18 protein-coding genes are annotated in these 20,696 nt (G+C 58.0%); 3 read left to right on the top strand and 15 right to left on the bottom strand.

The window, feature by feature from the left end:
- The first annotated feature begins 221 nt into the window (after positions 1-221).
- Positions 222-1,676 (top strand): APC family permease, encoded by a 1,455-nt coding sequence (locus QA646_RS25315; RefSeq protein ID WP_283059480.1) that lies wholly within the window; start codon positions 222-224, stop codon positions 1,674-1,676.
- Between the two features lie 57 nt (positions 1,677-1,733).
- The gene (locus tag QA646_RS25310; RefSeq protein WP_283059479.1) at positions 1,734-3,212 is read left to right on the top strand and encodes an aldehyde dehydrogenase; all 1,479 of its coding nucleotides are present in this window, start codon (positions 1,734-1,736) and stop codon (positions 3,210-3,212) included.
- A gap of 92 nt (positions 3,213-3,304) precedes the next feature.
- Here the strand turns inward: QA646_RS25310 and QA646_RS25305 are convergent, their stop codons facing one another.
- Complete coding sequence (locus QA646_RS25305) at positions 3,305-3,817, bottom strand: flavin reductase (protein WP_283059478.1); 513 nt, start codon at positions 3,815-3,817, stop codon at positions 3,305-3,307.
- A 10-nt stretch (positions 3,818-3,827) separates the two neighbouring features.
- Positions 3,828-5,390, bottom strand: coding sequence for a 4-hydroxyphenylacetate 3-hydroxylase N-terminal domain-containing protein (locus tag QA646_RS25300; RefSeq protein WP_283059477.1), 1,563 nt, complete (start codon positions 5,388-5,390; stop codon positions 3,828-3,830).
- Between the two features lie 94 nt (positions 5,391-5,484).
- Between QA646_RS25300 and QA646_RS25295 the strand changes: the two genes are divergently transcribed.
- Entirely contained in the window at positions 5,485-6,357 is an 873-nt protein-coding gene (locus QA646_RS25295; RefSeq protein ID WP_283059476.1) for a helix-turn-helix domain-containing protein, read from the top strand.
- Positions 6,358-7,638: 1,281 nt separating this feature from the next.
- Here QA646_RS25295 and QA646_RS25290 read toward each other — a convergent pair.
- The 13 genes from QA646_RS25290 to QA646_RS25230 all read right to left on the bottom strand — a co-directional run bounded on the left by QA646_RS25290 (position 7,639) and on the right by QA646_RS25230 (position 20,667).
- On the bottom strand, positions 7,639-9,291 hold the full coding sequence (locus QA646_RS25290) for a GMC family oxidoreductase (RefSeq protein ID WP_283059475.1): 1,653 nt from the start codon (positions 9,289-9,291) through the stop codon (positions 7,639-7,641).
- Complete coding sequence (locus QA646_RS25285) at positions 9,275-9,922, bottom strand: gluconate 2-dehydrogenase subunit 3 family protein (RefSeq protein ID WP_283059474.1); 648 nt, start codon at positions 9,920-9,922, stop codon at positions 9,275-9,277. The genes QA646_RS25290 and QA646_RS25285 overlap by 17 nt, the downstream gene beginning before the upstream one ends.
- On the bottom strand, positions 9,897-10,874 hold the full coding sequence (locus QA646_RS25280; RefSeq protein ID WP_283059473.1) for a hypothetical protein: 978 nt from the start codon (positions 10,872-10,874) through the stop codon (positions 9,897-9,899). The genes QA646_RS25285 and QA646_RS25280 overlap by 26 nt, the downstream gene beginning before the upstream one ends.
- A 13-nt stretch (positions 10,875-10,887) precedes the next feature.
- Positions 10,888-11,979: an enolase C-terminal domain-like protein gene (locus QA646_RS25275; protein WP_283059472.1), complete on the bottom strand. Its 1,092-nt coding sequence runs from the start codon at positions 11,977-11,979 to the stop codon at positions 10,888-10,890.
- Complete coding sequence (locus QA646_RS25270) at positions 11,976-13,766, bottom strand: thiamine pyrophosphate-requiring protein (RefSeq protein ID WP_283059471.1); 1,791 nt, start codon at positions 13,764-13,766, stop codon at positions 11,976-11,978. Before QA646_RS25270 ends, QA646_RS25275 begins: the two co-directional genes overlap by 4 nt.
- A gap of 125 nt (positions 13,767-13,891) precedes the next feature.
- Positions 13,892-15,757 carry a glycoside hydrolase family 15 protein gene (locus QA646_RS25265; RefSeq protein WP_283059470.1) on the bottom strand — a complete coding sequence of 622 codons (1,866 nt, stop codon included), beginning with the start codon at positions 15,755-15,757 and terminating at the stop codon, positions 13,892-13,894.
- Entirely contained in the window at positions 15,754-16,758 is a 1,005-nt protein-coding gene (locus QA646_RS25260) for an SDR family oxidoreductase (protein WP_283059469.1), read from the bottom strand. The genes QA646_RS25265 and QA646_RS25260 overlap by 4 nt, the downstream gene beginning before the upstream one ends.
- A 29-nt stretch (positions 16,759-16,787) precedes the next feature.
- Positions 16,788-17,030, bottom strand: coding sequence for a DUF982 domain-containing protein (locus tag QA646_RS25255; RefSeq protein ID WP_283059468.1), 243 nt, complete (start codon positions 17,028-17,030; stop codon positions 16,788-16,790).
- An 829-nt stretch (positions 17,031-17,859) separates the two neighbouring features.
- Positions 17,860-18,153 (bottom strand): PRC-barrel domain-containing protein, encoded by a 294-nt coding sequence (locus QA646_RS25250; protein WP_283059467.1) that lies wholly within the window; start codon positions 18,151-18,153, stop codon positions 17,860-17,862.
- On the bottom strand, positions 18,150-18,500 hold the full coding sequence (locus QA646_RS25245; RefSeq protein WP_283059466.1) for a PRC-barrel domain-containing protein: 351 nt from the start codon (positions 18,498-18,500) through the stop codon (positions 18,150-18,152). The genes QA646_RS25250 and QA646_RS25245 overlap by 4 nt, the downstream gene beginning before the upstream one ends.
- Before the next feature lies 1 nt (position 18,501).
- Complete coding sequence (locus QA646_RS25240; protein ID WP_283059465.1) at positions 18,502-19,719, bottom strand: Nramp family divalent metal transporter; 1,218 nt, start codon at positions 19,717-19,719, stop codon at positions 18,502-18,504.
- Positions 19,716-20,024, bottom strand: a complete 309-nt coding sequence (locus tag QA646_RS25235; RefSeq protein WP_283059464.1) for a hypothetical protein — start codon at positions 20,022-20,024, stop codon at positions 19,716-19,718. Before QA646_RS25235 ends, QA646_RS25240 begins: the two co-directional genes overlap by 4 nt.
- A gap of 454 nt (positions 20,025-20,478) precedes the next feature.
- On the bottom strand, positions 20,479-20,667 hold the full coding sequence (locus QA646_RS25230; RefSeq protein ID WP_283059463.1) for a DUF3008 family protein: 189 nt from the start codon (positions 20,665-20,667) through the stop codon (positions 20,479-20,481).
- Between the last annotated feature and the right edge of the window lie 29 nt (positions 20,668-20,696).

Raw genomic sequence — 20,696 nt, 5'->3', positions numbered from 1 at the left:
CAGCGACCCAAGATACTTAACATGCGAAATAACTTGACAGAGGCAGGGAATGTTTGCAAGTCTATATTTGAAGCTATGGTTCAAATAATGAACCTTAAGCGCTGACGGCGGCAAAATCAACAAAAGCATCAGCCCCGTTCGTCAGTCCGGTTTTTGGTGGAGGTCGCCTGCGCGCAATCGCAGCGATGATCGGATATTCTCAACAAGGGGAACGAACGCAGATGAACACACAAAATTCACAAGGGCCGGCTGAAAACCAGTTGCGCAAAAATAGCCTCGGCGTCGGTGCCGTTACCTTTCTGGTGGTCTCGGCCGCAGCGCCGCTCACCGCGGTTGCTGGCGGCGTGCCGCTTTCGATGATGCTTGGCAACGGGCCGGGCATCCCGCTGACCTTTCTGTTGGTCACGGGTATTCTATTGCTGTTTTCCGTCGGCTATGTCGCGATGGCGCGCCATATCCGCAACGCCGGCGCCTTCTACGCCTACACGGCCCAGGGTCTCGGCGGCCTCATGGGCGGCGCCGCCGCGCTGATCGCCATCCTCGCCTATAATGCCATGCAGGTTGGCGTTCTCGGGCTTTTCGGGGCGGCAACAAAGGGCTTTTTTGCCGAACAGCTCGGCCTTGACCTTCCCTGGTGGGTTTGGAGCTTTGTCGGCATCGTCTTCGTTGCCGTTTTTGGCTACCGACGCGTCGATCTATCGGCCAAGGTGCTGACGGTGCTCGTCATTCTCGAATATCTGGTCGTGCTCATCATCGACGCCGCTATTTTCGTCCAAGGTGGCGATGCCGGCCTCTCCGCAGCACCTTTCACCCCGGCGGCCTTCTGGAGCGGAACGCCGGCCATCGGTCTCCTGTTCTGCTTCGCCGCCTTTATCGGCTTCGAGGCAACGACCATCTACAGCGAAGAAGCTAGCGAACCGGAAAAGACCGTGCCGCGCGCAACCTATATTTCCGTTCTCATCATCGGCCTCTTCTATATGCTGACCTCCTGGCTGATGGTGAATGGTGCTGGCGTCGACAAGCTCGTTCCGGCACTGCAGGGCCTTGCCGATCCGACCACGTTCCTCTTCGGCCTTGCCGAGCGCTATGTCGGCCATTGGATTACGGTCGTGATGAGCGTTCTCTTCATCACCAGCCTCTTTGCCGGCGTCCTTGCGTTCCACAATGGTGTGGCACGTTATATGTATGTTGCGGGTCGCGAGGGCCTGTTGCCGAAATCGGTCGGCGTCACGCATCCGATCTTCCAGAGCCCGCATGTCGGCTCGATCATCCAGACCGTTATCGCCGTGCTTGTGGTCGCGCTCTTTGCAGCGACCGGTCAGGATCCGGTGCTGGCGCTCTTCTCCTGGCTCACCAATGTCGCCACGCTGGCAATCATTCTGCTGATGGCGTTCACCGCCTTCTCGATCGTCGTGTTCTTCACCCGCAATCCTGGACTGGAACGCAACGCATTGGCAGTCAAGGTCTTGCCGATCGTGACGGGGCTGATCCTTCTGGCGCTCGTCTATTATATCTCGGCGAACTTCGGGGCGATCGCCGGTGCCAATGGCGTGCTCGCGGTGTTGTTGCCGGGCCTCGTGCTGATCGCTGCAGTCATCGGGCTTATCGCAGCGGCCCGCCTGAAGTCTTCGGATGCGGCAGGCTTTGCGCGCCTCGGTGCCGGCCAGGAAGCCTGAAGCGGTTCCAATCGTGGTGGCGGGGAAGACCCGCCACCCTCTTTGTGAGAAAATGAGATGCAGGACAAGATCGACCAGCTCCGGGCACTACCCGTTTCCCCGCAGGCATTGTTTATCGGCGGCGCATGGCGCCAGTCTGTCAGCGGCGCCGTCATGGATGTCATCTCGCCGATCGACGGTACAAGGCTGACCACCATCGCCGATGCCGATAGGGAAGATGTCGATCTTGCGGTCAAGGCTGCCCGGCATGCCTTTGAAAAGGGCAGTTGGTCGAAAGCAGCGCCGGCGGAGCGCAAGAAGGTGCTACTGAAGATCGCCGAGCTGATCGAGAAGAATGCGCTCGAACTCGCGGTGCTCGGCGTCCGCGACAACGGCACGGAAATCTCGATGGCCCTGAGGGCCGAGCCCGGGAGTGCCGCAGGCACGTTCCGCTACTATGCCGAGGCAATCGACAAGGTCTATGGCGAGATTGCGCCGACGGCAGAGAATATTCTGGGCCTGGTCCACCGCGAGCCCATCGGCGTCGTAGCCGCCATCGTGCCGTGGAATTTCCCGATGATGATCGGCGCTTGGAAGATTGCCCCGGCGCTTGCCGCGGGCAATTCCGTCGTGCTGAAACCCGCCGAAGGCGCGTCGTTGACGCTTCTCAAGCTTGCCGAAATTTGCGCCGAGGCCGGCTTGCCTGATGGCGTGTTCAACGTGGTCACCGGGCGCGGCGCCATCTGCGGCGAGGCGCTGGGACTGCATATGGATGTCGACGTGCTCGCCTTCACCGGTTCCGGCCCGATCGGTCGGCGACTTCTGGAATATTCAGCATGCTCAAACCTGAAGCGCGTCTATCTGGAGCTTGGGGGCAAATCCCCGAACATCGTCTTTGCCGATGCGCCGGACCTCGATCAGGCGGCCAAGGTGTCGGCCTATGGTATCTTCCGCAATTCCGGGCAGGTCTGCGTCGCCGGTTCCCGGCTGCTGGTCGAAAAGTCGATTTATGCCGCCTTCTCGGAGAAGGTCGCGCGCATTGCCGAGAGCATGAAGGTCGGCGATCCCCTGCAGTTGACGACGGAAGCAGGCGCCATTTCCAGCGAGATCCAGTTGAAGAAGGACCTCGGCTATGTCGCGCAGGCGATGTCGGAGGGCGCATCGTTGCGCACCGGCGGCTCGCGCATTCTCGAGGAAACCGGGGGCTATTACATGCGACCGACCGTCTTCGATGTCACCCCGTCAATGACTTTGGCACGCGAGGAGGTGTTCGGGCCTATCCTGTCGGTCATTCCCTTCGAGACGGAAGCCGAAGCCCTGCAGATCGCCAATGCCACCGACTATGGTCTGGCTTCCGCCGTCTGGACGTCGAACCTGTCGCGCGCCCATCGGATAGTGCGGGGAATCCGCGCCGGCGTCGTCCATGTCAACACCTATGGCGGCGCTGATAACAGCGTGCCGCTTGGCGGCGTCAAGCAATCGGGTAACGGCCACGACAAGTCGCTGCATGCGTTTGACAAATACGTGGATCTGAAGACGGCGTGGATCCAGCTCTGACGACAGGATGCTTTTTTTATACAAACAGGGTGCCGCGCGATCGTCGGCACCCTGCTTTTGTTTCTCGTGATTACCTGCCATGCAGGTGAAGTCTATCCGCCGAAACTGCCTGACTGAGTCGGCACATGCACATAGTTACGGTCGAAATAAAGAAGGGCGTGCCCATCCTTGCGACTGCGAATATCCATCACTTCGCCGATGAAGATATGGTGCGTGCCGACGAGGCGCGCCTCCGTCAGGCGGCAATCGAAGGAGACGATCGCGTCGGAAAGCGCCTGGCTGCCGGAACGGAAGTCGATCCATTCCGCAGCGGCATAACGGTCGTCCATGTCTGTGCGCTGGCCGGCGAAATAGCCGGCCAGTTCCTTGTGCTCCTGCGTCAGGACGTTGACGCAAAAGCGGCGGTTTTCGAAAAAGAGGTCCGTCTGTGCCGAGCGGCTGTTCATGCAGACCAGTAAGGTCGGCGGCTCGTCAGTGACGCTGCACATGGCGGTCGCGGTGAAGCCGCCGCGGCCGGCAGGGCCGTTGGTGGTGATCACGTTGACCGGCGCGCAGACCCGCGCCATGGCGTTGCGGAATTCGGTTTTCGAGAGTTGCTCCTCCATGGCAAAGGCCTCACTCGGCGGCATTGCGGATGGGGGAGGCCTGCCCAAGCGGCGGGAGCCAGGTGTCTCCAGTCCAGCCGTTTTCGTCATAGTCGCTCATGCAACGATCGACGAGGGCTTCCATCTCCTTCAACCGGCCGCCGCGCTCTGCACCCTTGAGCACCTGCAGGCGGACTTCTTCCGGCGCTCCGGCATAGTTGAGCTCGTAAAGCGCATGCCGTCCGCCGAATTCGGTGCCGGTCGCATCCCACAGCAGTTTCATGATCTTGATGCGTTCGATGTGGCCCATGTCGTTGGAGCCGCGCACATATTGCGCGAGATAGCGGTCGATCTCCGGATTGCCGAAGTCCTTGACCGAGGAGGGCAGGTAGATGAGGCCCGAGGCGACGACCTTGCGCACCGTTTCGATGACACGCGGATAGGCCTCCGACATGAAGGTGCGGTAGGAAAGGGCGGCTTCCATGTTCGGCAGCACCGCGCCATTGGCCCAGGGCTGCGGATTGTAGGCCATCGCGTTGGAGAAAGACCAGAACATGTGGCGAAACGCGATGACTTCGCCAAGTGCGGCCTGATTACCCCGGAAGGCATCGCCGCCGGTCGCGCGCAGTGCCTTGGCGAGCAGCCCGGCGATGAAATCGAGTTTGACGGCGAAACGCGTGCAGCCCTGGAAGCAATAGCCATGCATAAATCCAGAGGCTGGGTGGAAGGACAGGATCTTGGCCGCATCGCGCAGGACCAGCACATCCTCCCAGGGCACGAAGACGTTGTCGAGCACGAGGATCGCGTCGTTTTCGTCGAAGCGTGACGAGAGCGGATAGTCGAAGGGATGTCCCACGGTATTGGCGGTCTGCTCATAGGAGACGCGGCAGAACATCTTGATGCCCGGCGCATTCATCGGAACGATGAACATGACCGATAGCGACGGGTCTTCCGTAACCGTCGCCGAGCTCTGGGCAAGGAAATTGTAGTGGGTGAGGGCCGAGGATGTCGCCACCACTTTGGCGCCGGAGACATAGATGCCGGCATCAGTTTCCTTGGTGATATGGACGAAGACGTCCTTGACGGCATCGGCCGGCTTGTGACGGTCGATCGGCGGATTGACGATCGCGTGGTTCATGAAGAGCACGGATTCCTGCGCGCGCTTATGCCAGGAGAGCGCATTGTCCTTGAACGGCCCGTACCAATCGGCATTGGCGCCGAGCGTGTTCATGAGGGCCGCTTTGTAGTCAGCCGTGCGGCCCATCCAGCCGTAGGACATGCGCGCCCAGTCGGCGATGGCGCCTTGCTGCGCGACAAGCTCGGCGGAAGATTTCGCTACCCGGAAGTATTTATGAGTATAGCCGCCGGATCCCGTATCGGTCGGCGAGGTCAGGCGTTCCCTGGACTTTTCGTCGTGCAGCGCATCATACATGCGTGCGATAGAGCGCGCGGAATTGCGCATTGTGGGATGCGCTGTCACATCCGCGACGCGTTCGCCATTGATGTAGACTTCGCGGCCGTCGCGCAAGCTTTCCAGATATTCGGCGCCGGTGAATGGACGGGTTTTATCGCTGCGATGATCTTCAGCTCGCATCATTGCTCCTCCCTTAATGTGTTAAGGAAAGTTACGCGCTTCCCAGCAGTCAAGCCATGGACAAAGGAGGCAATTCGCTGGTACTTTTTCCAGTATGACGATGCGAAACGAAGTCCCGAATTTCTTTGTCTATGGCGAGCCGAGCCGTTCGCTTGAGGTGGGATTTTTGCATGTCGAAACGGTGATGGAGCGAAAAACGCTGCATTTCGGCCATGTTGCGCCCCACCAACATCCGCTGATGGGGCAGATCACCTTTTGGTTTCAAGGCGGCGGAACCTATCGAATAGAAGATGAGACTTGGAATTTTTCTGCTCCGGCGATCAGCTTTGTCCCGAGTAACGTGGTGCATGGGTTTGATGTCGAGGACACATCGGACGCCATTGTGGTCTCGGTTTCGGACGACATGTTGAAGGCGCTTGCGCCACAGGTAGATCTCAGCCTCGACGTTCCGATTTTCCTGGCCGGTCAGCCATCGAATCCGGTATGGTCGAAGCTCGGTGCGCTTCTCGACATGATTGCTGAAGAATATCGAGAGCGGGGCACGGAAAGCGAGAAGGTTCTGGGCGGGCTAATCGGCGTCGTATTGTCCTTGATTGGCCGCATCGGCGGCCGCATGGCATTGCCGTCCACCTCGGCAACCGCTTCGCTCGGTCTGGCGCTGCGTCGCGAGGTCGATCTTCATTATAAGAAGGATTGGCCGGTCGGGACATATGTGGAGCTGCTCGCAACTACACCGCATCTCCTCGACAAGGCAGCCCGCGAAATCTTCGGGCGGTCAGTGAAGGAATTGATATTGGAACGGCGATTGCTGGAAGCCAAGCGGCTGCTATTATTCACCATTCGCTCTGTCGAGGATATCGGCCGCGAAGTAGGCTTTGACGACCCTGCGTATTTCTCACGTTTTTTCCGCAGGATGACCGACGAGCCGCCAGCCGCATGGCGCCGTCATCGGCTAGAACCAGCATGAGGAGAAATAGGTGATAGGCTTGGCAGAACCTTGCCGCGCCCAATTGCGGCAATGGATTGCGACTTCCGTCAAATTCAGACTTCAAGGTGCGACTGTCTGTGGATCAGGAGGGCAGGGTCTGGATAAGTGCCTCTGAGCCCGAGGAGATTGGCAAGGCTCTGCGTGCGCAAATAAAAACTGTGGCTGCAGAGAGGACGCTGAACGCGGCTATTCGTCCTAAATGAGCATCGACTCCATATATAGAAGACGTTCGTTGTCATCTTCCTTCCGGCGATGAACGATATGTTCTCGCCAAATTCTTGCTTTGATGGTAGGTGGGCGCTCGCCCATTTAGGATTTATAACCGCCCTCAAATTCATTGGGCCATGCAATCGACCGATACGTTGCGTATCAATGACCGGCTGGCCCAAAGCTCGGTTCTGATCATATGTCTGGCCTGTCAGCGCCTCGCGCACAGCCAATCCGACCGCTCGTGCCATAACGGGCGGAAAGGCCCTGGATTCGCTTTAACACGCCAATCGTAAGGCACGGTAAGTCATTGACGCTCGGTGGCGTTGGCGGCGGGCGATCATATCGGCGAACGGTTCGCAGCAGCGTATCATTGCTCACCGGCAATCCTAGACGATCCGCAAAGCGCGCCGCCGGGCGACCACCCAGTGCGAGAGCAAGATGCCGAACGAGGCAGTCCAGACGGGCTGTTCGGCGAGCCATGGGACGGATCACACCGTCACCGAAGCGCTCGGCAAAAATCTTTCGGCGGCAGTGGGCGGCACTACAAACGAAACGTCGGACGGTGAGGTGCAATGCGATCCTCCGGCCCGCGCACGGCAGATCGGCAATCATCCGAGGATAGCGACATCTTCAATCTCGGGACCGACGATATGCGGCGACGACGATTACGTCCGGGCCAGAATGTACCGCCGACACGTCCAACTCGGCAGGGATAAGATCGGAAAGTCGAAAATGAGCTCACATGGCCTGATTCTCCTTCAGAAATCAAGCCAGCAGAATCCCGAACATCATCGAAAGTGAGTCAGACCCCTTATTCCATGCCTATTCACACGAAAGCACTTCATCGAAATGATGCGCGGCACCAAGTCTCTCAACGATCAGAGAGAGCGTTCCTTGACGCCACACAGACGGCAGAGTGCGATGATAGCGGTTGCGCGAGAGGATGGCGTGTTCAATTTGGTTTTCGGACTTCGTTGATACTGCGAAGCAAGATTTTTAAAGGCGAAAGCGGTTGGTTGGCCATCGCCGCGAAGCCGTCTGCCAAAGTGCTTACAGTTCGCCCCTCTTAGCCAGCGAACGAATGCGATCTGCCGTGCGGCAGGCAATTGCTTGGATCGTGAGGGAGGGATTAACGCCGCCTACTGTTGGAAACACCGAGCCATCGCAGATCCAAAGATTGTCGATGTCCCAGCAGCGGCAATCGGCATCAACGACACTGGTTCGAGGATCGTCTCCCATACGGGCAGTGCCATGCATATGGCAGGTGTCGTCCAGTTCCTCCCAAATGTCACGCGCATCTGCCGCATACAAGGCTGCGCCCATGAAATTGAGCGCATGACGGATCAATCGCTTGTCGTTATCGCAATAGGAATAGGTTACGCGCGGGATCGGCAGACCATATTGGTCTCGTGCGTCGGTTAGCGTTATCTCGTTCCTCTCTTGTGGAAGGCACTCGCCTACCATCTTCAGGCCGACCTGATGGTTGTATTTCTCCATTTCGTCGGCAAGTGCCTGACCCCAGAGTCCCCTCTTTGCTGCAAGGGTGTTCGCCCAAACGATCGGAAGCGGTCCCTGACTCATGTAGCAATAGCCCCCGAAGAAGTCCTTTCCCTCCTCGGTGTAATTCCAGTGCTCCGTTATGGCGAGCGATGGTGGTCCCTTATACGAGCGGATTTCCTGCTCTTTTGTGCCCCATACGGCCTGGTTGGATTGGACCATCAAGTTCTTTCCCACTAGGCCCGAGCTATTTGCCAGCCCATGAGGGTATTTGGCGCTCTTGGAATTCAGCAACAGGCGCGGGGTCTCTATAGCGTAACCGGCAACGACCACATTACGCGCCTTTTGAAAGCGCCAGTTTCCATCGCGTTGATAAAGCACGCCTGTTACCCGGCCTCCCTGGTCGTGTTCGATCCTCCCGACCATCGCGAGATCGCGGATCTCCGCTCCGGCCGTAAGAGCTCTTGGAAGCCAGGTGACGAGGACACTGCGCTTGGCATTGGTCGAACAACCGATCACACACATTCCCCGATAGACACAGGGAGGCGCAGGTCCGCGCGGGGCAGACAATGTGGCTATTGGCGTGGGCGTCCATTTGATGCCCATGGCGTCAGCGCCTTGGGCCAGGACGAGAGCAGCAGCATTCAATTCATGCGGCCGGTAGGGATAGCGTGGACGGCTCGGTCCCCAAGGATAGTGAATGGGGCCGGATATGCCGAGCGCCAATTCGACTTCGCGGTAGTAAGACCACATTTCCCGCCAGTCGAGAGGCCAATCTGCTCCGTAGCCGAGGAGCGTTTTCGACTTGAACCATTCGGGACGAAAGCGCAGCGAGACCATCGCGAAGTGCACGGTCGATCCGCCGACCGCTTTGCCCGAATTATTGGCGCCGAGCTGTAGCGGATTTTCGCCGTCGACCAGCCGTTCGTCAGTCCAATAAAGCTTGGATTGGTGGGTTTCGTCAGATGCAAAGTCCTCAAGCGGACGAAAATAGGGACCGGCGTCGAAAGCAACGACGGAGAAGCCATATTCCGCCAGCTTGCACGCCAACGTGCCCCCGCCGGCGCCGGTGCCTACGATGGCGAAATCCACGGGCTCATCATCGCTATATTCCCGCATCGGGACCCAGCCGCCGTGCCGAAAGACATCCGGCGCTCTGCCTCCGATCGCGCGCGGCGTCTGCATCGGGTCATCGTATCCGGGCATTTTCGCGCCTTGCCTGCACTTCCTGACCGGGCTTTGCTTCCGAAGCCTCCCACGGGTCGCGACGGTCAAAGCCTAGCCGCACATATCCTCGTGGGCTAGCCGGCCCACCGAAGCCGATCTCGTTCCAGGCCGCCGGAAACGCGTAATAGGCCGAGACGATGTCGTGTAACAGGCGTTTCGAAAAGAAGACGTCGGCAGGAAGGCCGGACCAAAGCGGCGACCGAACATATCCGCGGGATATGTGGGTCAGCAATGCATCTTTTTCGGCATCGGAAATACCCGCGAACGACCGCCTCGAACGAAGTTTTGCTTCGTCTTCGATGGCCGCCAATCCCTGCTTCCAGGCAATGGACAGCGGCGGCAATCTCGCATCACGATAGCCTTCGGAGGCGCTCTCGGTAAGCTTGCTGTCGATCATGGCGGCAATTGGCACAGGAGTTTCGTGACGGACATTCTGAGGAATGATGCGGTCGCAGATGGCGACCAAAGTTCTCCACTCGATCGCGTCGAGATGTTCATGCGCGACGGGGTCAATGGCCGTTCGCTCTTCGATGACCGTGCGTGTCTTGTCGTTCCAGGACACACCGCCTCGCTTGCGCAGTACGTCATATCCGGGGTAGCGATCCTTCACGATTTTTCTCCACTTCCAGCAAGGAAAGAGCAGCAAGCCCGGCAATGGCAAGTCCGGTGAAGCTTGGAGGCGCGGGGATCGGCGGCCCATTCAAAACATTCTGAGACCAGTTGCGCCACCCGCCCATGTTGCGGGAAACTCCGTAGATATGGAATCCGGCTCCAGCCAAACCGAGCGCCGAGGTGATCTTCAAAGCAATACGAGCCAAATGCGATGCGCTCCGGCCTGTCGCAAAAAGACAGCGGCCGAGCAAGATTGCCGCTGTCGGTGGGATGGTTACGGGCAGATACATTGCCCGATTCTGGAACGCCCCTCGAAAGTGCAACAGCGCAGCTTCGCCAACGGTGCCGAGCAGTCCAAGACAGGCGGCGACAGTCAAGATCATGCCTGCGGGCAAGCCTATGATCGTTGGCAATTTGCCCATGGATGTGTCGCGAACTTTTTCTGCAGCCCTGCCAAAGCCGCCGGATAGCAGAAGCGCTATCGGCGCTCCGATGGGAGCAGAATAGAAAAGGTTCAGCCATGAAAGACCGCCGGGACGTTTGAGAATATTATAGGCGTGAAAACCGAGGCCGGCTAACCCAGTGATACCAGCGAATGCATAGATTGTGTCGCGCACCGGATGGCGCTTCGGTTGTCGGTCGGCGATGCCGGCCAGACTGGTAATGAGCGTTAGCGAAGAGACAGCAAGGGGCGCGTACATAACCTTATTTTGAAAGCTACCGCGATAGTGTTCCACAGCACTGTCAACCAGGACCGACAATGCCAGAATCGCTGCCGCACCATTGAGCTGTCTCCCCGTAATGACTGCAAGATCCTTTCCGCGGTCCGGCTCTTTTCGCCGCAATTGCAGAGCATCCGTTCGGCTTACAATCTCGGCAAGGCTGGCGAAGGCTGGCAACAATTCCGCGGGCTGCCGCGGCTTATTCAGAGATTGAACGAGTTGTCTCATCGGTGATCTCTCGTCAGATCTTGAATTTTTCGGCATCCTGAAACTTGAATTCAAGGCCGTTTCCCCGTTGAGATGGATCCGGCTTGATCATCCCGCCAGAGATTGCGGGGGCACCCTCGAAAAGCATCTGTTCAATTCGGACATGATCGTGAAACCATTCCAGATGTCGCAACCAAGCAGCACCACAAGCGACATGGAGATGCACCGAAGGAGCGCAGTGACCGGATAAATCGATGTGGAAGGCCTCACATAGGGCGCTGATTTTCAAAAAACCGCTGATCCCGCCGCATCGGGTGACATCGGCCTGCAGGACATCGATGGCCTTCGCTTCGATCAGATGACGGGCGTCATCGAGTGTGTAGATATATTCTCCTGCAGCAATCTCCATTGATGCTGGCGTTCGATGGCGGACAAAATTCAAACCTGCTTCGTCGTCGGAACTCACAGGCTCCTCGAACCAGCGCACTCCAGCCGCCTTGATGACAGATGCGAAACGCACTGCCGATTGGGGCGTGAAGGCACCGTTTGCGTCGATGAAAAGCTCGGCTTCGCCGATTGCGTCCCTTGCGACAGCAATGCGCCCAGGATCTCGTTTAGCGTCGGCGCCGATCTTCATTTTCACGGCATGGCAGCCATCTTCGCCGATCCAAGCGGAAAGTTGATCTCGTAGCCGCTTATCCGAATATGTCGTGAAGCCGCCGCTGCCGTAGACTGGAATTGATTTCCGGGCAGCGCCTAAAAGCATAAAGAGCGGTAGATCCAGACAGCGCGCCTTGAGATCCCACAATGCGACATCGATGGCTGAGATCGCACAAGCGGCAATACCAGATCGCTCGGAATTGCGGACCTTGCTTGCCAGGCGCTTGTGAATGGAGGGAATATCGAAACATTCCGATCCTATCACGGCGTCCTTTAGTGTTGCGACCAGGCCAGCGGCGGCCGCATCCGCGTAGGTATATCCAATACCGCGATGGCTGCCGGCCCAAATCTGTACCAATACCATCGTCGTCGAATCCCATTCGAAGGTGCCGTCTCCTTCGGGGGCATCGGTCGGTATTTTATATGTAGCGCATTCGAGGCGATCGATAGATGGCGAAGACGTCATTTATCCTCTCCGCCGGGCAAAAGCGCACGAAGGAGCTGTTTCGCGGTACCTTTGATAATGCCGGCTTCGTGCGGATCGCCCTTCATCAAAGCTTCGGTGATATGCTGCATCTGTTCGAAGGTGATGTGCGGCGGTAGAGGCGGCACTTCCGGATCGGTCTTCACCTCGAGAACGACAGGACGTTCTGCCGCCAGGGCTTCATCCCATGCCGGACCGACGTTATCCGCCCGGTCGACATATATTCCTTTCAGCCCGATGAGCTCGGCGAAACGATGATAGGGAACGTTCGGAATGTTCTGCGACGCGTCGAACTTCGGATCGCCTTCCATGACGCGCTGCTCCCATGTCACCTGATTGAGGTCTTCATTGTTGAAGACACAGATGATGAAACGCGGATCCGTCCAGTCCTGCCAGTATTTTGCCGCGGTGATCAATTCGGCCATGTTGTTCATCTGCATGGCCCCATCGCCGACCAGGCCGATGACGGGGCGATCGGGATGCGCAAATTTTGCAGCGATCGCATAGGGTACGGCTGCCCCCATCGATGCCAGTCCGCCCGACAGTGAAGCCATCATCCCGCGCTTCATCTTCAGATCGCGCGCGTACCAATTGGCGCAGGAGCCGGAGTCGCTGGTAAGAATGACCCGCTCCGGAAGGCGAGGCGAGAGTTCCCATGTTATGCGTTGAGGATTGACGGGATTTGCGTCGACAAGCGCGCGCTCTTTCAGCGTGTCCCACCAGTCCGAGATATTCTTTTTGATTTCCTTGCGCCACTTATCGTCTTTCTGATTGAGGAGCGGCAAAAGTGCTTTAAGGGTTTCGGCAGCATCACCGACAAGGTTGACGTCCATCGGATAGCGCAACGACAGCATGCTGGGAGCGATATCGATCTGAATGGCTTTCGCCTGACCTTCCTCAGGTAGGAATTCGGAGTAGGGGAAGCCCGATCCGATCATCAGGAGGGTATCGCAATCCCGCATCAGGTCCCAGGATGGCTTTGTGCCTAGCAGGCCGATCGACCCGGTGACCCAGGGAAGATCGTCCGGCAATGCGGCCTTTCCCAGGAGCGCCTTAGCTGCGCCGGCCCCAAGGCGGTCCGACACCTCGATTACCTCATCGGTCGCCTTCAGTGCGCCGGCGCCGACAAGGATGGCAATCTTTTTGCCACGGTTCAGAATATTGGCCGCAGCCTTGAGATCGTCTATGTGCGCAACGACGCGCGGCGGGTTGAAACCGATGCCCGAATGTATCGTTCCATGCTTGCGAGGTGGTTCCTCGTAGGGCGTTTCCTGAAGGTCACTGGGCAGGATGATAGCTGTTACGGTTCGATTGGCCAGGGCGATCCGTATTGCACGATCAACCAGATGCCGCACCTGCGCGGGCATCGTCGCCTGATGAACGAAATCGCCCGCGACGTCCTTGAACAACGCGGCAAGGTCGACTTCCTGTTGGTAGTGACCGCCTATTGCGCGGCGGGCTTGTTGGCCGACGATCGCCAGAACCGGTTGGTGGTCCAGTCTGGCATCATAAAGACCTGTCACCAGATGAGCGGCACCAGGACCGGACGTGGCGATACAGACGCCGAGCTCACCGGAGAACTTGGCATAGGCGGAAGCCATAAATGCGGCCATTTCCTCATGCCGGGCTTGCACGAATGAGATCTTGTCTTTTGCGCGGTTCAGAGCTCCAAACATACCGTTGATGCCGTCGCCGGGATAACCAAACATCCGACGCACACCCCACTCCAGCAGGCGCCCTACAATGAAATCGCCAACCGTCATCGCCATGTTGCGCTCCATAGAGAATTCAGATGTGCCTCGAACAGTCCGACCTTGAGAATGTTCCTGCTCGAAGACAAAAAGTCGCAGACTGTCCGCGAGCTACATTGCCGCTACCCGAAGCGCTGGCAGCGCTATGAATGGGAAACTGAGTCTTTGCCCTGATGTGGGGCTTCAAGCCCGTCTGCGGGAATACTTTTTTGGAGGCGAAGGCGCGGCGGAGAGCCGCCACTGTTGATGGTAAGAGCGGTATTGATCAAGGCGACATGCGACAAAGCCTGCGGGAAATTGCCAGCGGCGGACTTCTCGTCAGGCCGATATTGTTCGCTCAAAAGCCCCAGATCATTGCTTGCAGCGAGCATGGCTTCGAAGAGGCGATGCGCATCATCATGCCGGCCCTGCATTGAATATACGTCCGCCAGCCAGCAGCCAACCGCAAGAAACTTGCTTTCTTCACCGGCCGCGCCGTCATCGGTGTTGTCGGTCGAGTACCGGTAGACATATCCGTTGTGGCACAAATTCTCTTCGATTGCGGCAACGGTCTTGCGCATGCATTCATCATTGGCATCAATAAAGCCGACGATCGGAAGACGCAAAACAGCCGCATCCAAAGCTTTGTCGTCATAGGCGCGGGTAAAGGTTCCGCGCTGGGCATCGACGCCCTTTTCCATGAGCTCCGGGCGAATGCAGTCGGCAAGGCGGCGCCAGCGATCGGCGCGTCGTGCTTCGCCTGGTGTCTCCTCCATCAGCCGCGATGCACGGTCGAAGGCGACCCAGCACATTGCCTTCGAATAGACGTGTTGCCTTGGATGGCCACGGCTCTCCCATATGCCGGCGTCCGGTTCGGTCCAGATGTTTTCCAAGGTGTCGGCAAGCAGGCGCACAATATCCGCTCCGTCGTCGATCAGCCCATACCGGCGCGCGACACAGATCGCGTCGATGACTTCGCCGTAAAGATCGAGTTGCAGTTGACTGACGGCAGCATTGCCAAAGCGCACCGGCTGCGCGCCTTTGAAACCCGGCAACCAATCGGCCTGCCATTCGAGAAGATGACGCTCACCGTCGACGCGGTAGAAGGGTTGGATATCGATCGGTTCGCCGGCGAGCGCCCGCCGCAACCAGGCAATCCATTCTCGAGCCTCATCCTCGTGGCCCGTGTGCATGAAAGCCATGAGTGTGAAGGTCGCGTCGCGCAGCCAACAATAGCGATAGTCCCAGTTGCGTCCACCGCCCGGGCATTCCGGCAGCGATGCAGTGGCGGCTGCAATTATGCCGCCCGTGGAAGCGTGGATCAGACCCTTGAGTGTCAAAAGCGAGCGCTTGACCATTCGCTCGGCTTCGCCGCGATAGGTCGATTTTTTCGACCAGCCTCGCCAGTAGCGTAGGGCGTCGTCGAGCGCTTCTTGTGGCTTGAAGTGGTCCGGAACCGGATCGAAGCTTCTGAACCACGTCATCGTCAACGTCCGGCGTTCCCCCGTTTTGACCCAGAACCGACTTTCGAAAGCTCGATCATTGATTTTGATCGGTGCGTCGAAACGCAGGATGACCGCATTCGGTCCGGCAATCGCCAACATTTCTCTCTCGGACTGCGTCCGCATTAGCGGATGAATTCGACCGTTGTCAAAACGCAGCGCCAGTTCCGAGATCATTTCGACTGTGCCGCGGCGGCCCTCGACGATGCGCACGATATCCGGCGCCTGGCCGCGTTCGACGGGCATGAAATCGATGACCGCAACCTCTCCCTCATCTGTCTCGAATACCGTCTCGAGAACCAGCGTTTCATCTACATAGCGCCGACGCCGGCCCGTTACCGAAGCGACCGGATGCAGCCACCAACCACCGTTGTCGCAGGTGCCGAGGAGCGCGGCGAAACAGGCTGCGCTATCGAACCGAGGCATGCACAGCCAATCGATCGTGCCATCCTCGTAAACGAGAGCGGCAGCCTGTCCGTCGGAAAGCATGGCGTGCCCTTCGATGCTGTCGGGACGCCACGCTCTCATTGCAGCCCTCGGCCTCGGCGTGAGACAAGCGCACCAAGTCCTGCCGCCAAAACGCCGGCAACAAGCCAATTGCGCTTCATCGTTAAAAGGAGTTGCAGGCTGAAGCTTCGAGCCTCGGCATCGAAGCGACCATGTGCACCATGGTCTCCGGGCACCGGCTGCCACAGATTGTCCTGGCGGTTATAGGCTATCCGTTCCGCATCCTGCTGACCCTTGAACCCGGTGCGGCCGAGGTAACGATCCAGAAGCGACGAGGCTAGGCGATCTCCCCAAATGGCTTCCAGGGTCGACAGGCCAACCATGATTTGCTTACGCCTGTGAAAGGCTGCGAAATGGATAGCCTCCGCGGCGACCTCCGGCTGGTAAGGTGGGCTTGCGGGCTTCGGTTTCATGGGAAGATTGGTCTTGATCCAATCGAACTGAGGCGTGTTGACGCCTGGCAGTTGCACCATCGAAACGTGGACGCGGCTGCGCGCATGAAACAGCTCGGCCCGTAAGGCATCCTGAAAACCCTGGATCGCATGTTTAGCGCCGCAATAGGCCGACTGCAGGGGAATCCCTCTATAGGCAAGTGCCGAGCCGGTGAGCACGATTGAACCACGGTTGCGGGGCAGCATGCGCTTCAACGCAGCCCGGGTGCCATTGACCTGGCCATGATAGGTGACATCCGTTACGCGCCTGTAGTCTTCCGGCGCGATATCGATGAAACGGGAAAGGATGCCGGCGAAGGCGACGTTGATCCAGATGTCGATCGGGCCAAGGGTGTCTTCAACTGCCTCTGCAGCGTGTTCAACGGCGCCCGCATCCGCGACATCGCATGGCAACACGAGAGCGGTCCCACCAGCGTCTTCCACCTCGCGGGCGGTCGCATCAAGGCCATCGCGGCCGCGAGCGATCAGCGCTATCTTCGCTCCTTCGCCCGAAAACCGCCGTACAACAGCACGTCCCACACCAGCAGAAGCGCCGGTGATCACGACCACAGGATGATTGCGGCTAGACATTTCGTTCGGGCTCCCGGCCGGTCATTGTTTCACCAATATGCCTGCGCGAGGGCTGCCGCCAAAAATGCATCGCAAGCTTCGTCTACGGCCCCCTTGCTGCGGGAGGCCCTGATCAGGATCTTCTTGGCCGCCGCATGCATGCGATCGCATTTGTCTTTGGGCCATTCGCGAAGGAGGAACTCAAGTGCCTCTTCGGTGTCGTTGATGGTTACGTAGTGATCAAGCTGCTTGGTGGCGACTGTCACCGGGCGATTCCACAAATGTTTGGACATGTCGTATTTCCTCTGCCCTAAGAACGGGCACTTCCCGTCTTGGTTCCGGAACGACTGGATGATCGGAAGCAAACTTCGTTTGCAGCGAAGTGCGATATTCAGCGGCAAAAAAAGCGACGGCGGTGGCTCCTTGGGGATCTATCATCGAGGCGAGTGAAATAGTCGCTGCAATCGCGTTCCGCCGAAATCATTCTGTTTCATCGTTTCCGCCGCCGGCATGCTCCCAGTTTGAAACAAAACGGGCAGCATACGGTTTGGCACTGCGATCATGCTCATCGACATTGTTGTGGTTTGTCATGCCCACGCGGCACCACCGCAATCAATGAGGATAGGAAAATAGGAAAATGGACCGTCAGCCTCGCGCCTATCGGCGCATGATGATTTTCGTTGCCACGATCTTCTTAATCGCTTGCGCCATTGCTGCCTATTTGACCTTTGGTGTGCATCCTGGGCAGCCTAACGGACCGGCCAGCGCAACATCGTCGAAAATGCCATAGGCAAATCGGTTTGGCTCGGCGGCGATGCCGAGCCCTGGATCGCTCTTTGGTCAGTTGATTGACCGTATTGCTGGAGCAGTGGCGTTGATCTCAGCACAGCCACCGAACCGATTACCGGCAGATGGCGCACGAAACCTCACACGGCCAATGAAGAAGAACTCCATGAGCAGCAAGTCGCCACCGGTCCGGGACCGAAAACCGGAGCGCAGAGGACCTATGCTTTACGAATTCGCCTGTTCTTTCGTCCGTGTCGTCTGAGCCTCAGGGGCGCAGCTTCGGATATAGCTCGTCTGCGTGTGATCACCGATGGAATGCCGCTTCGTAATTTACCTCTAATTGCTCCGACGACGGAGTTTCAAATGCTCCGGATCTGTCAAATCTAGATCATGCCATGGAACAATGTGCACGTGATGCTCCCGCTCCAGTCCGAACGGTCGCAACAAAGCGTGCACAATCGCCGTCGCGGCGAGCCTCTCCAACAGTCCCAAGGCTCCGAGGTGATATTCTGTCACCAAGACGTCCGAATCTCGTTCCTCCACCTTGACCTCCTCGATCCGGCCGATCGGTTGACCGTTGAGGTCATAGACCTGCTTTCCCAGAAGAAGCTCGAGATGGACCTCCCTCATGACCGCCCTCCGGGGATGTAGCGCAGAATATGTTGTCTGAGCCACTTCTGCCATAGCTCAAGGGGCGTGCCCTGGTCGTCGATATCGACCTCGATGTCGACGACCACGTCCCGGACCTTGGACCATGTTATCCGATAGGGCGCCGGGCTTCGCTGCAAACTTGCCAGCACCCAGGTATGCAATCTATGGTTTAATCGACGCAGCAGCGTCAGGGCGCCCATCTCGATGAAAGCGACCTTCGGTGGCGCGTCATCGGCAACCGACAGGACAATTCCGTCGACTTTTCCTATTCGGGCTCCGTTTCGATCGATTACCTGCTTATCGAGGACGTCGCGAATGAGATGCATATCAACCTCCGAAAATCTGAAGCGGTATGGTTATGATCGAAAGGATGAACGCCATGGCGATGATAAGAACGACGGCGACGTTCGCGATCCATCCGTTGCGGTGCTCGCCTACGTAGGCCGGGTCGTTCATCAAGACCAGGAACGGGACGGCTCCGAAGGGCAGGCTGACAGCGGTGATGGCCATTGAAAAGATGGTCATCTGAAGCGGATCGATACCGGCAAGAATCGGTATGACCGCAATCATAAGCGATCCGGTGTAGACAAGACTGAAGGCCGGATTGTCCTGAGGCTTGGCATTTTCCGACCAGTTCCATCCGAAGCCTTGCGCGACGACGTAGGCCTGCGCGAGGCTTACTTCGAGCGCGGCGCCAAAACAGGTTATCAACAGGGAGACGGCAAACAGATAGAAACCCCATTTGCCAAAGGCAGGAAGAAGGATCATTGCGATTTGCTCATATCCTTCCACATTCTCTATACCTTTGGCCGGAAAGATCATCGCCGCCAGGATCAGGATTGCCATCGAAATGACCGCGCCGAAGCTCATGCCGAGCGTGGCGATGGCGCGATTGGGGGCAAAATAGCTCTTATCCCATGCCTCCTCGATTGCTCCGGAAGAATAGAAGAAAAACAGATAGGGCGAGATCACCGCGCCCAGGATACTTGTAGCAATGAAACCGTAATGCAGCGGATCGCGGATCGAAGACGTCGGCACCATCTGCGTTGTGACTTGGTACCATGGTGTATCCATGACGAACAGCGCGACGACAAAGCAGATCGCCAGAAGCCCCAGGAGCGACACGCCGTTTTCTATAAGGCCGAACGTGCCTCGCCAGAGCAGAAGCCAGACTGCCAAGGTCGCCGGCAGCGCCCACCATTGGCAGCCAAGCCCAGTCACGAACTGCAATGCGAGCGAAACGCCGCCAATTTCGGCGGTGAGCACCATCAGGTTGACCAGTATGCTAATTGCAAGCGTGAGGAGAAAGACATTGGAACCAAAACGGTGCCGAATGCCGTCCATGATCGTATAGTGGCTGGCGATGGCAAAACGGCCGGACATTTCCACCAGGAAAATTATGCATATTGTCCCCAGGATGAACGCCCAAAGCAGGCCATATCCATAGGCTGCCCCCGCCTGACTTGCCGTTGCGATGTTTCCGGTCTCGAGAAAGCCGCCGATACTTGTCACCACCCCGAGGGCAATCTGCAGCATCCTCTTCATTGAGCGGCTCCGGATCGGGCCTTCAGATTCTCCTCCATGCGCTGCAAATCGGCGATGTGCTTTGAAGCGTCATCACGGCGGCCGCTGTCGATGTCCTCCTCGGCAGCCTCGATTATCTTGTTCAGTCCAGCCGCTTGCGCGCTCAAATCCTGCTGGGAGGTTTGGGCCAGCTGTTGTGAAAGACTGTCGATTTCGCTTCGGCATCGAGCCAGTGAAAGTTTTGTGAAGCCTTCGGGGACCAGGGACTTCTGGCTTGCATCGATGATCATGCCGGCTGTCGCGCTCCAGGACAGAATCGTGCGCATCTTCCGTCTGCTTTGCTCCTGTTCATTCGAACAGGATGCGATGGCCACGAGCAAGAATGCAAACAACACGAATTTCACGATCGCACACCTGACCGCACTTGCATGCGCTTGGTTGATCCCGGCTTGAATGGGATAACGGCAAACCTCGCAAAAAGATGCTAATGGCAAAATGCGTTCGGGCCGGGCGTAACCGGCACGTCGATCCGAAGCGCGAGCGACAATATTGTGATCGCTGTCGGCTGGAACTCCTTCGGCGGCTGCCGTTGCCAGGCCTTGGCGCTCGCTGGCCGCGGCAGATCGTCAGGCGGGCGGAAGAAGACAGCACAAGTGAGCCATCCGCCTTCGTCTACCGCGTTGCTCCGAGTTGCACCTTCTTCCGCAACTCGGCAGCAGCATGATTGCCGGCCGTACGCAGGAAGACGCCGGGATGCTGCGACCTGCGGAGGGCTCCGAGTTACGATTTCGAGGCGTGTTCTGGCTTGCCCTTCCGTTTCGTCGAGGCCATGTCGCGGAGCTCCTTTTCGCTCATCGAATTGACCATGCTTTTTGAGGCGCCCTTCAATTCGCTCTTCTTCTTCTCGCCCCTTTTTGCTGAGAGTGCCGCGCCTGCGGCCATCTGCTGCGACTTCGACTTTGCTGGCATATCTGTTCTCCTAAGACAGCGATCCTCAA

The sequence above is a fragment of the Rhizobium sp. CB3090 genome, assembly GCF_029714285.1.
Taxonomy (GTDB): domain Bacteria; phylum Pseudomonadota; class Alphaproteobacteria; order Rhizobiales; family Rhizobiaceae; genus Rhizobium.
This window is presented reverse-complemented; position numbering and strand designations above follow the sequence as displayed.